Origin of the sequence: Pseudoalteromonas sp. SWYJ118 (assembly GCF_015864505.1) — a bacterium.
In the GTDB taxonomy this organism is placed as follows: domain Bacteria; phylum Pseudomonadota; class Gammaproteobacteria; order Enterobacterales; family Alteromonadaceae; genus Pseudoalteromonas; species Pseudoalteromonas arctica.
In genome coordinates, this window is sequence record NZ_JADYXC010000021.1 from 24,809 (window position 1) to 40,472 (window position 15,664).

Sequence of the window (15,664 nt, forward strand, 5' to 3'; positions counted from 1 at the left end):
GCAGTGTGAGTATAGATTTAAGTCAATTTTTTGAAGTTTTCTTTGAAGAGAGTTTTGAAGGCCTAGATACCATGGAGGCTGAGCTATTAAACTTAGTGCCAGGTGAGGAAGATTTAGAAACTATCAACACTATTTTTAGAGCTGCTCACTCAATAAAAGGAGGCAGTGGCACTTTTGGCTTTAGCTCCGTTGCTGACTTTACTCATGTACTTGAAACACTACTGGATCAAATTCGCCAAGGTGAACGAGAGCTTAGTACCGAGCATGTCAATTTATTACTCAAAGCTGTGGATTGCTTGCGCGCTTTACTTGCTGCACTTCAAGGTGAGCAAGAGCCAGATTTAACTGAGGCAGATTTGTTAAAAGTACAATTTGAACATGTACTTGGAATGAAAAACGAAACACAAGAGAATAAACCTCAAAGCTGTGAAGAGCAAACAAGTAGTAACACCTATCAAATAGACTTTAAACCCCATCATCATTTATTTAAAACAGGAAACGAGCCACTGTATATGATCAGTGAGCTTGAAGAGCTAGGTGAGTTAGAAACCACAGTATTTTACGATGAAGTTCCAGAAATCACCGATTTAAGTAGTGATGAATGCTTTTTACATTGGCGCTTTTTTTTAGATACTAGCCATGATGAAAAAGCCATAAAAGAAGTATTTGAATGGGTAGAAGACGATGCCGACATAAAAATTGAATTATGCGGAGGCTTATTTGGCAATGATGAGCAAATACAACCTAATCAAGGTGAGATATCTAAAGCTGTTGAGCTTGAAACATCCGATTTAATAAAAGTAGCTGAGCTACCTAGTAAGCCAAAGCAACCCGCTGCTAATAAAGATAAAAAACCTGCAAGTACACCAGAATCTACCTCCATTCGAGTTGGTATTGATAAAGTTGATTCGTTAATAAATATGGTAGGTGAACTTGTTATTACACAAGCGATGCTCAATCAGCTTAGCGAACAAGAAATCACACCAGCCACAATCACTTTACTACAAGAAGGTCTAGCGCAACTTGCCCATAATACGCGTGATTTACAAGAAAATGTGATGCGCATTCGTATGCTGCCAATAAACTTTGTATTTAGTCGTTTTCCTCGATTAGTGCGAGATATAGCGCAAAAACTAAATAAGCAAGTTGAGCTAAAGTTGATTGGAGAGCAAACCGAGCTTGATAAAACAGTAATGGAAAAAATATCCGATCCTATGGTGCATTTAGTGAGGAACTCACTTGATCATGGATTAGAGACTGTTGAGCAAAGACTGGCGGCAGGTAAAGATCCCGTTGGCACAGTAACCTTAAATGCGTTTCATCAGGGTGGAAACATTGTTATTGAAATAATGGATGATGGGCAGGGGTTAAATACAAAAAAAATAAAAGAAAAAGCCATCGCTAACGAATTAATCTCAGCTGATAACCATCTCAGTGACGATGAAATAAATGAGCTTATTTTTATGCCCGGCTTTTCGACAGTGGATGAGGTAAGTGACTTATCTGGTCGTGGAGTTGGGATGGATGTAGTTAAGCGAAATATTCAATCATTAAATGGCTCAGTAGAGGTAACCTCAGCGCCCGGTGTTGGTTCTACGTTTACTATTAGATTACCACTTACTCTCGCTATTTTAGATGGGCAATTAGTTAAGGTGGCTCAGCATACTTATATTATCCCGCTCATTTCTATTGTGGAATCTCTGCAAATTGATATTGCTAAAGTGAGTCGAGTGGGTAAAAACCTTGATGTATTGAGGCTTCGGGACGAATACATTCCTATTTTAAGGCTCTACGATATTTTTAATCATAAAAATGCCATTGAATCACTCGATAAAACGCTGCTTGTTGTTGTAGAAACAGATAACCAAAAGGTGGGTTTATTAGTTGATGATTTACTGTCTCAACAACAGGTTGTTATTAAAAGTTTAGAGGCTAACTATCATAAAGTTGATGGCGTATCGGGAGCCACTATTTTAGGCGATGGGCGTGTATCGCTGATTGTGGACATTAGCGGCTTAATAAAGCTCTCAGGTTTAAAAAAACCAGGTAGCCAAGAATTAACGATTGAAACGCAAGCCACTTTGGAGGCGTTATGAGCTCAGAGCAAAGCCAGTTAAGTAATCAATTAAATCTTCAGCAACAGCAAGGTGTAAAACAGTTTTTAACTTTTATTATGGCTGATGAAGAATACGGCGTTGATATTTTAACAGTACAAGAAATTCGCAGTTGGGAAGAAATTACAGTACTGCCCAATGCGCCTGAATTTGTAAAAGGCGTTATTAATTTACGTGGAACAATAGTGCCAATTATTGATTTACGGTTGCGCTTTGGATTACCAAGTGTCGACTATGGGCCATTAACGGTGGTTATCGTTGTCAAAATAGAATTTGAACTAGGTAGTAAAATTATAGGTGTTGCTGTTGATGCCGTTTCTGATGTTTACAGTATTGCGGAGCAAGATGCGAAAGCTGTTCCTAGTTTATCTGAGTCGAATAATTGTGAATATGTAGCTGGGTTGGTGAATGTTGGTGAAAAAATGGTAGCGCTAATTGACCTGCAAAAAACAATGAATATTTAGCAAATAGAAACTAAATGAATAATAAACTTAAAGGTGGTGATGAGCATGGGATGGTTTAGTAATCCAAAGCAGTCAAAATCAAGTAATGATTTAATTGTAGACGCATTGAATAAATCATTAGCGGTGATTGAGTTTGAACCTAACGGAAAAATAATTACTGCAAATATGAATTTTCTAAACGCGATGGGCTATCGCCTTGAAGAGGTTCAAGGCCAGCATCACTCTATGTTTGTTGACCCAGATGAAGCTCAGGGCAACGATTATAAGAACTTTTGGCAACGCCTGCGTAATGGCGAGTTTATCTCAGATGAGTTTAAGCGTAATGCAAAAGGTGGAGCTGAGGTATGGATCCAAGCAACTTATAACCCAATTGTTGATGAGCAAGGGCAAGTATTAAAAGTAGTTAAATTTGCCACCGACGTGACCGAGCAAAAGTTAATAGCAGCAGAAGCCTCAGGGCAAATTAGTGCTATAAGTAAATCTCAAGCGGTTATCGAGTTTAATTTAGATGGCACTATTATTGATGCCAATGATAACTTTTTAAATGCACTTGGTTATCAACTTAGCGAGATTAAAGGTCAGCACCATAGGCTTTTTATTGAACCCGAACATGCAAATAGTATCGAATATAAAGAATTTTGGGCCAAACTAGGTCGTGGTGAATTTGATTCAGGGGAATATTTAAGAATAGGGAAGCAGGGTCAGGAGGTTTGGATTCAAGCATCTTATAACCCAATTTATGATATGAACGGCAAGCCGTTTAAAGTGATTAAATACGCATCTGATATTACTGAACAAAAAGAGCTTGAAAAAGCATCTCGCAAAGCAGCCGATTTAGCAAATGCGCTTAAAGTTTGCCAAGCGAACGTAATGATTGCTGATGAAGACCTTAATATAGTATTTGTGAACGATCGTGTTCAGCAAATGCTAAAAGTCCGCGAAAAAGAATTACAAACTGTATTACCAAGCTTTTCTGTTGATAATTTAATTGGCACCTGTGTTGATGATTTTCATAAGCACCCTAATCATCAGCGCGATTTATTAAAAAATCTCGATAAGCCTCATAAAGCCGAATTACTTTTAGCGGGTGTCACTTTCACCTTGATTGCTTCACCTTGGATTAGCCAAGATGGAAAGCATTTAGGCACCATTGTTGAGTGGGAAGATAGGACCAATGAGGTTGCGCTTGAAAAAGAAATAGCCGAACTTATTAGCGCTGCAGGTAATGGCGAATTAGATACAAGAGTCGCGGAAGAAGGCAAGGAAGGATTCTTTTTACGTTTGGCTCAAGGGCTAAATAGCTTAGTTAAAATAGTTGATGATGCAGTTGCTGACACGGGCAGTATGCTCGATGCGATGGCAAATGGTGATTTATCAAAACGAGTTGAAAAAGAATATAAAGGCTCATTTGATAAACTCAAACGCGATGCTAATGCTACGGCAGATAAGTTAACGGAAGTGATTAATCGCATTAATTCATCGGCAACGCTTGTAGCCAGTGGTGCAGAGGAAATCTCTCAAGGTAATGCTGATTTAAGCCAACGTACAGAAGAGCAAGCCTCGTCACTTGAAGAAACAGCGTCGAGCATGGAAGAGATGACTAGCACCGTTCGCCAAAATGCTGATAACGCAAAAGTGGCAAACGATTTAGCAGAAGAAACATGCGAAAAGGCGATTCAAGGTGGTGAGGTTGTAAATAGAGCAGTTACGAGCATGTCGGCAATTAATGAGTCGAGCAAGAAAATTGCAGATATTATTGGTGTCATTGACGAAATAGCATTTCAAACTAACTTATTAGCGCTTAATGCTGCAGTAGAGGCTGCAAGGGCTGGTGAACAAGGTCGAGGCTTTGCGGTTGTTGCAGGTGAAGTTCGTAATTTAGCACAGCGCTCTGCAGGCGCAGCGAAAGAAATTAAAGAGTTAATAAGAGATAGTGTAGGCAAAGTAGCTGATGGCTCTCAATTAGTTAATGAGTCGGGCGCTACACTTAAAGAGATTGTTGTATCGGTACAAAGAGTGACGCAAATGATTTCTGATATTACAGAGGCATCTGAGGAACAAAGTGCGGGTATTGAACAAGTTAATACCGCCATCTCACAGATGGACGAAATGACGCAACAAAATGCCGCCTTAGTAGAGCAAGCCTCTGCCGCTGGCGAGTCTATGGCTGAGCAAGCTAATGAGATGCGCCAACTACTCAACTTTTTCTCAATAGGTCAGCAAGAGATGGCGATGATTTCGCCGACTATGCGCACACCTAAATTATCTCATAAGTCGCAAAGCAGTTTTGTAAGTAATAAACCCAAAGGCGATAACTTTGTAGACTCTGCTGATGAATGGGAAGAATTTTAACAACCAATCTTCTTATATACCTCGCTGAATACATAATCACAGCGAGGTATTATTTGGCAGGCTAAATTGAGAGCGAACAATGAAAGAGTTTTTGTGTACCGACCGCGACTTTAAAGAAATTGCCAGTTTAGTTTATAGCGCATGTGGAATTGTATTAGGTGAGCATAAGCGAGAGATGGTTTATTCACGCTTAGCAAGACGTATTAGAGAGCGAAAACTAACTGACTTTAAAGCCTATTTAGAGTATTTAAATAGCCATAAAGATCAGGAGTTTGATGCCTTTATTAATGCAATAACAACTAACTTAACGTCTTTTTTTCGTGAAATACACCACTTTGAATTTATAGAATCTGAGCTTGTACCTGCTCTCTTAAAGGCAAATAAAAATAGTAAGCGAGTAAGAATCTGGTCTGCAGGTTGCTCAACAGGAGAAGAGCCCTACAGTTTGGCGATGACTTTAAATAATGTATTTCCGAGCAATTGGGATGTAAAAATACTAGCAACCGATTTAGATTCTAATGTATTGGCAAAAGCACAAAAGGGTATTTACACCGCAGCGAATGTTAACGGCTTAGATGACGTGCAACTTAAGCGTTGGTTTTTAAAAAGTAAAGACGGTGAAAACTATAAAGTTAAAGATAGGCTAAAAGAGTCTATTTCATTCAAGCGTTTAAACTTATTGCAAGATTGGCCAATGAAAGGATCATTTGATCTTATTTTATGTCGTAATGTTGTTATTTACTTTGATAAAGAAACAAAAGATCAGCTTTTTAAGCGTTACGCCAATATATTAAATGAACAAGGTTATTTGTTTTTAGGTCACTCAGAAAGTATGGGAAAAGAGCATACGCAATTTAAAAATTTAGGGAAAACTATGTACCAAAAGGGACAAAATGCACGCAGAGTTTAGGCCGGTATTACCTAACTTTGAACATATTAAACGATATTGGGACTCGGGCCGAGGTAGCGTTGTTGCTAAAGTGCTTCCGGGTGAGTTTTATGTTTCTAAAAATAATGAGCTGATCTCTACAGTTCTGGGTTCGTGTATTGCGGCTTGTGTTTACGATGAAGTACTAGGGATTGGGGGCATGAATCACTTTATGTTACCAATTCAAAAGGGAGTAGAACTTAAGAATGCGCATAGTTTAAGTTGTCGGTATGGCAATTGGGCTATGGAGTATCTTATAAACGAAGTTTTAAAAAATGGTGCATCTCGCCGTAACCTAAAAGTAAAACTTTTTGGTGGGGGTAAAATTATTAGTGCGATGACTGATATAGGGCTGGGTAATATTAGTTTTGCAGCGGCGTATATTAAAGAAGAGGCATTAAATCTAGTTGCCCACGATATGGGTGGACCATGGCCACGAAAAATATTTTTTCATCCGAACACCGGTAAAGTTCATATGAAAAAACTTAAAAACCTACATAATAATACGATTGAAAAACGCGAAGTCCGTTACTTACAAAACCTTAAAAAGCAAGAAGTAGTAACTGATATAGAGCTGTTTTAGGAGTATGCATGATTAAAGTATTAATAATTGACGACTCCCCCTTAATTAGGCGTTTACTCACTGAAATATTACAGCAAGCTAAAGATATTACGGTAGTGGGGAGCGCTGAGGATCCCTACGAAGCTCGCGAAATGATAAAAAAGTTAAATCCTGATGTATTAACGCTCGACGTAGAAATGCCAAAAATGGATGGCATTAGTTTTTTAAAAAACTTAATGCGATTAAGACCAATGCCAGTAGTGATGATTTCAACACTGACCCAAAAAGGCTCTCCTATTACACTCGAGGCACTCGAATTAGGGGCTGTTGATTTTATAGCTAAGCCTACTAATAACGTAAGAGAGCAATTGAGCCAATATGCATCACTTGTTCAACAAAAGGTGCGAATAGCTGCTGGAGCAAGAGTAAGAAGCTATAAAAAAACGGTCGTCACAAATGAGCCTATTAATACCCATTCTCAATTTTTACTTAATAAAGTAATTGCGATAGGTGCTTCAACGGGTGGTACTGAGGCTATCAAAGAAGTACTTATTAAAATGCCACAAAATTGCCCGCCCATTGTAATTACTCAGCATATTCCTCCTGTGTTTAGCGCCTCATTTGCTGAGCGAATGAATCGTACATGCACGATAAATGTGAAAGAGGCTGAACATGGCGATAAGCTTAGCACTGGCTGGGCTTATATAGCACCAGGTGGTTTTCATTTAAGTATTAAAAAGCGAGGTGTTAGCTTGTATTGCCAGCTTGATGATGGCGAGCCGGTTAACAGACATAAACCTGCGGTAGATGTGCTGTTTAACTCATTAGTTGAGACAGGAGCTAAAAACGTAGTTGCAGCCATACTAACAGGGATGGGGAGTGATGGCGCAAAAGGATTACTTGCACTAAAACAAAACGGTGCGTATACCTTGGCTCAAGATGAGTACTCATCGGTGGTATGGGGTATGCCTAAGGCTGCCGCTGAGTTAAATGCAACGGACGAGATAGTTGCGCTGGATAAAATAACCCAGCGACTATTACATCAGGCAGTTAAGGTTTAGGCGCTTCAATTACCCAAGGCTGCGAAAACCAAAAATAATCACCAGGGCTAGAAATAGAAGGGGCCGTACAATTAAAACGAGATCGCCCTTTATTAAGCACCTTTGGTGAGGTTATTTCGACTGTATTTTTATTTACCCATTTTAAATCTGCTTGGCCTACGCTTGATACGTAACAGGCAAATTGGCTTTTATGAAAGTCACCCATTTTAAATTCAATTGTGAGCGTGGGTGGATTTTGTTGTGTAACGCTATCTTGATAAGTTAAATTGGTGATATTAAATGCGCGTGAGTTAAGCTTAGTAATAAGAGTTTCTAGTTTGCTGTAAAAGCCTGATGCAGGAAAACGCGGTAAGCGGCTAAAATTAGAGTCTTTATTTACAGCGCCGGAGTGCTGACCAATACCCACAAAACCAAGCTCTGTCACAAGTGCTTGCAGCTCGTTATTAAACTCACCATACGGGTATGCTAAGTATTTATAGTCGTGGCCTATTTCTTCTTTTATACGCTTTTGAGAGCTAATAATATCTTGCTTAATACGTGATTGCCATTGTGCATCGGTTTCGTTTTCAAGCTTAAGGTGTAAGTAATCATGTTGTCCGCTATGATTGGCTATTAATGCCCCTTTTTTAGATAATTCTTTGAGCTTATCCCACCCCATTACGTAGCTCATGCTCTCGTCTATTAATTTAGGATTTACAAAGATAGTGTACGGGTAGCCAAACTTTTCTAAAATAGGCGCGGCTTGTTCATAGTTATTGTTATAACCATCATCAAAGGTGATGGCGACAGTTTTATCAGGTAAGGTTTCACCTTGCTGAAGTGCGCTTATTAACTCATTAAGAGGAATAACGTTAAAGTTGTGCTCTTTTAAATAGCTCAAATGTTTAGTGAATGTATTGGCGCTAACGCTCGTTACAGCGGGTAGGGTTTCACTAACATGATGATACTGTAAAATAACGGCTGCTTGAGCCCGCACAGATACACTAATGAGGATAAATAATACTAAATGAAACAATTTCTTATACATAATAAGGCACACCATAAAAGCTTGCTGTTGTTAGCGGGTCCGATGATACTATCAAATATCACAGTGCCGTTGTTAGGAATTGTTGATACCGCTGTAATTGGGCACTTAGGAAGCGCTCATTACTTAGCGGGTATTGCCCTTGGCTCTGCAGTTATATCTATTTTATTTTGGCTGGCTGGTTTTTTAAGAATGAGCACCACGGGGCTCGTGGCACAAGCATATGGAAAAAACGATTTAACCCAACTTGCCGCTCTACTTAAACGAAGCTTATTGCTTGCAAGCGCAGTGGCTGTGCTATTAATTGTGTTATCCCCATTAATAAAGCACGCTATTGCTTACCTCTCCGCCGCCAATAGCGATGTACTTATCCAAGCGTATCAGTATTTTAGCATTCGTATTTTTAGTGCTCCAGCAGCATTGTGTAATTTAGTGTTACTGGGTTGGATGCTTGGTGTGCATTATGGTCGAGGCCCATTTTATTTATTACTCGTCACTAATATCGTTAATATAGTACTCGATATTTATTTTGTTGTTTATTTAGATTGGGCAGTTGCAGGCGCTGCGTGGGCTTCACTTATTGCTGATTATACGGCTTTAGTATTTGCACTGTTTTTAGTGGTTAAACTAGCTAAAAAACAAGACATTGATCTAAATGTACCGAATTGGTTGAGTATTAGCAAAATGGCTGAATTATTGAGTTTGAATAGAGATATATTTATTCGCTCTTTAATACTGCAATTATGCTTTAGTTTTATGACGTTTTACGCAGCGCGTATAGGCGAAACCACATTAGCTGCTAATGCTGTTTTACTTAACTTTCTAATGTTGGTGAGTTTTGCTCTTGATGGCGTTGCTTACGCGTCTGAGGCAAAAGTAGGGCAAGCTAAAGGCCAAGGAAGCGTTAAAAATATAGAGCTTTGGGTTAAAATAAGTGTATTTTGGGGCATGCTTTTTGGCGTCTTATATAGCGCTTTTTTTGCATTATTCGGCAGCGGTATAATCAAGCTTTTAACCAATGTGCCAGAGGTTATTCAAGAGGCAACACATTATTTACCATGGCTAATAGTGTTGCCTATTTTGGCCATGAGTTGCTTTTTGTTTGATGGTGTTTTTGTAGGGCTTACGCGAGCAAAGAACATGCGTAACAGTATGATACTTTCAGCTGGAGTTGGCTTTTTTGGTGTGTTTTGGGTGTTTATAGACTTGCAAAATAACGGGTTATGGCTGGCTATGAGCTGTTTTATGTTAATGCGCGGGGTTACATTAATAATTAAATATCACCACTTAAAAATAAATAATCAGCTACTGGATTAAACTAATACTAATCTGCTTATATATGGGGTCTATTTAACGATAAGGAAATTGCGCTAGAACTAGGCAAAAATTTTTGTATCTAGTTGTTCTAAATAAAAAATTTTTAACAACGTTATAGAGTGATTTAATTCGATAAATTGCCCAAATATATATGGAGGTTGGTATAAATAAATGGTTTATTTCCAGAGATCGGGGTCGTGGTGTTTAGGGCCCATATCTTTTAAAACTTGTGAAAAACGATTAGCAAAAATACCGCAGTAGCCCCAACCGGCAAAAAATAATGCGGGGAGTAAAATTATAACGCCAATTATTTGTAAGCTGTAGTGAGTGTAATACCCAATAGATATGAATATCACGGCTAGCACAAACAGTGCTAAGCCGCGAAAAAAGCGCTTTAAGCTCAGCTTAGGGTTGTTCCCTAAGCGATAAATAAGCTGCTTTAGCATTTAGAAGGCCTAATAGTAAGAGTGATCGCCCGCTTCGTGCTCTGTTATATCAGCAACACCGGTGATTTCTTCAAACTTAGCTATCATTTCTTTTTCAATGCCTTCTTTTAGCGTTACATCGATCATAGAACAACCGTTACAACCACCACCAAACTGAAGTATAGCTATACCTGCAGCTGTAATTTCAACAAGGCTTACTTGACCACCGTGGTTAGCAAGTTGTGGATTTACTTCGGTTTCTAGCATGTGCTGTACACGTTCGTTTAACGATGCATCGTTACCTATTTTACGCGCCTTTGCATTTGGTGCTTTTAGCGTTAACTGAGTACCCATTTTGTCGGTAACAAAATCGATTTCAGCTTCTTCTAAAAATGGAGCACTTTCTGCATCTACAACGGCATCAAAACCGTTAAAGTTTAGGCGAATATCGCTCGCTTCTACAGCGTCTTCTGGACAATAAGACACACCACATTCCGCTTGTGATGAACCAGGGTTTACAACAAACACACGAATATTGGTTTGTTGTGATTGATCTGCTAATAGTTTAGCAAAATGCGCTTGCGCTGTTTCGGAAATAGAAATCATAAAACCATCTATACTTGACTAAATTACTCGGATACTGCGTATCATACTCCGCTCATCGTGTTGCGGCTAGTGTTGAGCGTAAAAAGTTGGCATCTATTTTAAGCAATGGTAGCGTGCAAACAACGAACATTTTTTGAGTGATTTATATGCGTTTGGTATTAACATTAATGGTGGTGTTGCTTAGCTTTTCAAGTGTAGCTAAGCCACTTTCGTATTATTTTGAACAAGATGTAAAATTTGACCCTTCAATTCCTACTCCTGAGCAAGTACTCGGTTACGAAGTAGGAGAGTGGCACGTGAGACACGATCAGCTCGTACGTTATATGGAAATACTTGCTGATAAAAGCGACCGTATAAATTTTGAGGTGATTGGCCGCACGCATGAACAACGCCCGTTAGTAATGCTAACAATTACTGCTGCTGATAAGTTATCAAGCATAGAGCAGACACGCCAAGCTCACTTAGCACGCTTAAGTAATAACAGTAGTAAAGCACAAGACGATCCTGCCGTTGTATGGATGGGGTACAGTGTTCATGGTAATGAGTCATCAGGTAGTAACTCATCTTTGCTGGTGGCATATTACTTAGCTGCTGCACAAGGTACTGAAATAGATGAGCTATTAAATAACACGGTTATTTTACTCGATCCTTCACTTAACCCAGATGGCTTAGCGCGTTTTGCTAATTGGGCCAACAGTAATCGAGGCATGAACTTATCAAGTGACCCTAAAACCCGTGAACATGTTGAAAACTGGCCAAGTAGTCGTACCAATCATTACTGGTTTGATTTAAATCGTGACTGGTTATTACTACAGCATCCTGAATCGCGTGCGCGTATTGCCAAATTTCATCAGTGGAAACCAAATATTTTAACTGACTTTCATGAGATGGGTCCAAACAGCAGTTACTTTTTTCAACCAGGTATTCCAAGTCGTAAGCACCCTATAACACCTGATGAAAATGTTACCTTAACAAAGACAATTGCCAACTATCATGCAAAAACCTTAGATGAAAACAATGCACTTTATTTTACAGAAGAAAGCTTTGACGATTTTTACTATGGAAAAGGCTCAACTTACCCAGATGTAAATGGCGGCATAGGCATTTTATTTGAACAAGCAAGTTCTCGCGGACATATTCAAGACACCATAAATGGACCTTTGAGCTTTCCTTTCACTATTAAAAATCAACTGTTAACGAGTTTATCTACCTTTAAGGCAGCAGTTGATAACCGCCAAGCATTACTTGATTACCAGGCTAAGTTTTACAATCAAGCTACTGATTTAGCCAGCGATGAAAGCTTTGAAGGTTATGTTGTTGAAGGTGCAAGCGACAACACCCGTATTATGCACTTTTTAGAATTGTTAAAGCAGCATCAAGTTAACGCTTACCCACTTACTAAATCATTAAAAGCAGATGGTAAGAATTTCAGTACACATAGCTATTTTGTAGCATTAGCACAACCACAATATCGTTTGGTAAAAGCGATTTTTAGTGAGCAAAAAAACTTTGCCGATAATACTTTTTACGATGTATCTGGCTGGACATTAGCGCATGCGTTTAATTTGCCATTTTCTAAAGTTAAAAGTAGTTGGGGATTAAAGGTTGCTGATAAAGCATGGGAAAAAGTAGCAACCCCATCATTTTCTTCACTCACCGAAGGTTACGCATTTGGTTTTTCGTGGGATGATTATTTAGCACCTAAAATGTTAAATAGCTTATTACAGCAAGGTATAAAAGCACGTGTAGCGCTAAAAGCATTAACGGCTAAATCAACATCAGGAGAAATTAATTTTAAACCTGGAAGTATTATTATACCGGCTGGACTACAAACAAATACAGATTGGATTACCTTGCTAAATAAAGCACAAAATGAGTTTGGTATTGCAATCAAACCTATTACATCAGGTTTAACAAGCAAAGGAGCCGATTTAGGGTCGCGATCAATGGCGGTTGTTAGTGCTCCAAAAGCACTGCTTATTGGCGGGCAAGGCGCAAGCCAGTACGAAGTCGGCGAAGTGTGGTATTACCTAGATCGCTTTGTAGGTGTTGCACCAACAATTGTTGAAATGAATCGCTTTAGTTCACTCGAGTTAAGTGACTACAGTCATATTGTGCTTGCTCACGGCAATTACAATAGCTTATCTGATGCCGACAAAGTGGCTATTAAAAGCTGGGTAAGAAAAGGCGGCGTTATTTGGGGTCACAAAGGCGGCGCTAAATTTTTAGCTGATCAGCAATTACTCAAAGCAAGCTATCTATCACGACAAGATGTAGCAAGTGCATTTAAAACGACAGGTTTAAGTTATGGCGATAAAGATCATTTAGCAGGACGTCAACGCATTGCAGGTGCTATTTTTAATACTAATGTAGATTTAACTCATCCGCTTACATTTTCACTTAAGCGTAATACATTGCCCGTATTCAAAAACAGTACTTGGTTGCTAGAAGCTTCCGATGCTCCGTTCGTAAATGTACTTACCTACACTAAAAATCCATTATTGGCAGGCTTTACCGATGCCGTTAATGTTGAGCAAGTTGCTGGCGGCGCAGGCTTAATTGCTCACTCATACGGACGAGGTACAGTAATAGGCATGACCGATGACCCTGTATTTAGAGGTTACTGGTATGGGACTAGTCGACTACTAAGCAACGCTTTATTTTTTGGCCATACGTTTCGTGCAAATGGCGAATAATACTAATTCGCTTAAATTAAGTGATCTATTTTGAGGATGGAAAAACGTGTTGATAGCTAGGCAAAAAATTCGCTATTTAGTTGTTCTCGGCAATTGCTCCTGCATTGCTCTACCTTCTGCATCCATGCAGTCGTAAATGAGAATTTTTTAACTCAGGTAGCGACACGTTTAGCCCCGTAAAATGATTAAGTATTATTGCGGATTGGTATAATACTTTTTAATAATTAAATAGGCGTTAAGCAAGTTGTAAAAGCCCACACTTGTTTAGCGCCTGCTTGTTTTAGTGCACTAGTAGCTGCGTTTAATGTTGCCCCTGTCGTCATCACATCATCAACAATAGCGACTGTTTTACCGCCCATATCCTCTGTACAAATAAAGGCATTTTTTAAGTTTTTAATACGCTTTGCTTTAGATAGCTCCGACTGAGCTTGTGTTTTTTTATTGCGAATAAGTACGTTACTCACTGATGCGTAATTAGCTAAACATGGTTGCCAAACTTGGCTTACCTGATTAAACCCGCGAGTAATGAATCGGCTTTTATGAAGAGGTAAAATAATAAAGGTATCTGGCAAAGTAGGGCTTTGCTCAAAAAACTGCGTTAATTGTTTTTGTATAACTTGCTGCAATGCCTTTTTATAATGAATTTGATTATTAAATTTTAGCCTTTTAAGCCAATGTTCAAAGGGAGGTTGATAAAAAGCACAGGCAAATAATTTATCAAACTCGCAATTAGGAAACATCTCAACAATATCGGGTCGATGCAGTAAATTCTTATGCTTACTAAAATCAAACAATGGTAAATCTTCAAGGCAATAATCACAAAGCCCTAAAGAGGTCGTAATCGTATTTTGACATTGCACGCAATAAGAGGGAAATAACCAATTTAAAATGGCTTGCTTCACTGACTCGCTCCTTGCATTGCAATCGCCTTTTTAAACGTTATGATGAGCCTAAGTTTGGTAAAGGTTAGGCAAATATGCAAAATGAGTTAGTGTTATTACATGGTTGGGGAATGAATCAGGGCGTATGGCAGTTAGTACAGCCAGAACTTGAGTTTTTATATTCAGGAAGTGTACGTAGCCTTGACCTACCTGGGTTTGGTAATAGCCATGTTTGCCCAAGCCCTTATACTTTGCATGATGCAGCAGAAACTTTAAGTAAGCAATTAAAGCCGAAGAGCATTTTAATGGGGTGGTCGTTAGGTGGATTGTTTGCACTTTATATTGCTAAGCATTGGCCTGAAAAAGTATCAAAAGTTATTTTAATTGCATCGACTCCTTTCTTTGCTGAGGCAGATAATTGGCCCGGAATAAAAGCGAATGTATTGGCGCAGTTTAAAGAGCAGTTAGTTAATCATCGAGAAAAAACAATAGAGCGCTTTTTAGCTATTCAAGCGATGGGTAGCGAGTCGGCGCGTGATGATATAAAGCTGCTTAAACAATTACTAAATCAGTACAGCGCACCACAAAGCGACGCCCTGAGTGCTGGTTTAGATATTTTACAAAACGACGATTTACGTGATTTATTTGCTCATTGCCCAGTACCTATCAAAGGAGTATTTGGCCGACTTGATGCCTTAGTGCCTTATAAAGCAATTAGTGAAATGTCAGTACTAAATACTGAGTTTGAATACGAGGTGCTAGATAAAGCGTCGCACGCGCCATTTATTTCTCATAAAAGTGAGTTTTTATCTGTCGTTAAATCAATGCTTTAAAATAGAGCTAAGAATAGCGCTGTTTAAAGCTTTATTTTGAGCAGAACCTGAGCGATAATTAAACAATGTTTACTTGGTGGAGGTTTTAATATGCCAATCGGATCTGTATTTAATAGTGGTGTAGAAGGGTTTAATCGAGCTAGCCAAGGTATTGAAAAGGCCAGTGCTGAGATTAACCGTGCCAGTATAGAACAGCAAGATGACGCACAATTAGCGCAGCAACGTCAGCTTACAGCAGCACGCCCTGAAGAAGCTATTACCGCACCTGTAGCACAGCCAGCTCGTGTTGATGAAGCGCTTGTTAACTTAAAAGTTGAAGAGTTTAATGCCAAGGCAAATACGCAATCAATTCAAACGGCCGATGATGTACTTGGCACGTTAATCGATATTAAAGTTTAGTA

At 39.0% G+C, this 15,664-nt stretch carries 14 protein-coding genes; 10 read left to right on the top strand and 4 right to left on the bottom strand.

What is annotated here, in order from left to right; genetic code table 11:
- Window positions 1–5: 5 nt before the first annotated feature.
- The 6 genes from I6F48_RS16740 (at window position 6) to I6F48_RS16765 (ending at window position 7,481) form a co-directional block, all read left to right on the top strand.
- Window positions 6–2,096, top strand: a complete 2,091-nt coding sequence (locus I6F48_RS16740) for a chemotaxis protein CheA (RefSeq protein ID WP_007584958.1) — start codon at window positions 6–8, stop codon at window positions 2,094–2,096.
- Window positions 2,093–2,578, top strand: a complete 486-nt coding sequence (locus tag I6F48_RS16745; protein WP_007584959.1) for a chemotaxis protein CheW — start codon at window positions 2,093–2,095, stop codon at window positions 2,576–2,578. The genes I6F48_RS16740 and I6F48_RS16745 overlap by 4 nt, the downstream gene beginning before the upstream one ends.
- A 45-nt stretch (window positions 2,579–2,623) precedes the next feature.
- On the top strand, window positions 2,624–4,930 hold the full coding sequence (locus I6F48_RS16750) for a methyl-accepting chemotaxis protein (protein ID WP_197119882.1): 2,307 nt from the start codon (window positions 2,624–2,626) through the stop codon (window positions 4,928–4,930).
- Between the two features lie 79 nt (window positions 4,931–5,009).
- Window positions 5,010–5,840 (top strand): CheR family methyltransferase, encoded by an 831-nt coding sequence (locus I6F48_RS16755; protein WP_197119883.1) that lies wholly within the window; start codon window positions 5,010–5,012, stop codon window positions 5,838–5,840.
- On the top strand, window positions 5,824–6,441 hold the full coding sequence (gene cheD, locus I6F48_RS16760) for a chemoreceptor glutamine deamidase CheD (RefSeq protein ID WP_007584962.1): 618 nt from the start codon (window positions 5,824–5,826) through the stop codon (window positions 6,439–6,441). Before I6F48_RS16755 ends, cheD begins: the two co-directional genes overlap by 17 nt.
- 8 nt (window positions 6,442–6,449) lie before the next feature.
- Window positions 6,450–7,481: a protein-glutamate methylesterase/protein-glutamine glutaminase gene (locus I6F48_RS16765; protein WP_165740891.1), complete on the top strand. Its 1,032-nt coding sequence runs from the start codon at window positions 6,450–6,452 to the stop codon at window positions 7,479–7,481.
- Here I6F48_RS16765 and I6F48_RS16770 read toward each other — a convergent pair.
- Window positions 7,471–8,508, bottom strand: coding sequence for a polysaccharide deacetylase family protein (locus tag I6F48_RS16770; RefSeq protein ID WP_165729074.1), 1,038 nt, complete (start codon window positions 8,506–8,508; stop codon window positions 7,471–7,473). The genes I6F48_RS16765 and I6F48_RS16770 overlap by 11 nt on opposite strands.
- Before the next feature lie 42 nt (window positions 8,509–8,550).
- Here I6F48_RS16770 and I6F48_RS16775 point away from each other — a divergent pair, with 42 nt between their 5' ends.
- Window positions 8,551–9,822: an MATE family efflux transporter gene (locus I6F48_RS16775; RefSeq protein ID WP_024591683.1), complete on the top strand. Its 1,272-nt coding sequence runs from the start codon at window positions 8,551–8,553 to the stop codon at window positions 9,820–9,822.
- Between the two features lie 176 nt (window positions 9,823–9,998).
- Here I6F48_RS16775 and I6F48_RS16780 read toward each other — a convergent pair whose 3' ends face one another.
- On the bottom strand, window positions 9,999–10,268 hold the full coding sequence (locus I6F48_RS16780; protein WP_197119884.1) for a hypothetical protein: 270 nt from the start codon (window positions 10,266–10,268) through the stop codon (window positions 9,999–10,001).
- 9 nt (window positions 10,269–10,277) lie between these two features.
- Window positions 10,278–10,853 (bottom strand): Fe-S biogenesis protein NfuA, encoded by a 576-nt coding sequence (gene nfuA, locus I6F48_RS16785; protein ID WP_007584966.1) that lies wholly within the window; start codon window positions 10,851–10,853, stop codon window positions 10,278–10,280.
- Between the two features lie 146 nt (window positions 10,854–10,999).
- Here nfuA and I6F48_RS16790 point away from each other — a divergent pair, with 146 nt between their 5' ends.
- The gene (locus I6F48_RS16790) at window positions 11,000–13,549 is read left to right on the top strand and encodes a M14 family zinc carboxypeptidase (RefSeq protein WP_197119885.1); all 2,550 of its coding nucleotides are present in this window, start codon (window positions 11,000–11,002) and stop codon (window positions 13,547–13,549) included.
- Between the two features lie 224 nt (window positions 13,550–13,773).
- Here I6F48_RS16790 and I6F48_RS16795 read toward each other — a convergent pair whose 3' ends face one another.
- Window positions 13,774–14,451 (bottom strand): ComF family protein, encoded by a 678-nt coding sequence (locus I6F48_RS16795; protein WP_010554946.1) that lies wholly within the window; start codon window positions 14,449–14,451, stop codon window positions 13,774–13,776.
- A gap of 74 nt (window positions 14,452–14,525) precedes the next feature.
- On the opposite strand from I6F48_RS16795, the gene bioH reads away from it, so the two are divergent.
- Together bioH and I6F48_RS16805 are read left to right on the top strand one after the other, a co-directional pair.
- A complete protein-coding gene (bioH, locus tag I6F48_RS16800; RefSeq protein ID WP_024594288.1) occupies window positions 14,526–15,263 on the top strand; it encodes a pimeloyl-ACP methyl ester esterase BioH in 738 nt (245 codons plus the stop codon).
- 90 nt (window positions 15,264–15,353) lie between these two features.
- The gene (locus I6F48_RS16805) at window positions 15,354–15,662 is read left to right on the top strand and encodes a hypothetical protein (RefSeq protein ID WP_007584971.1); all 309 of its coding nucleotides are present in this window, start codon (window positions 15,354–15,356) and stop codon (window positions 15,660–15,662) included.
- The last annotated feature ends 2 nt before the right edge of the window (window positions 15,663–15,664 follow it).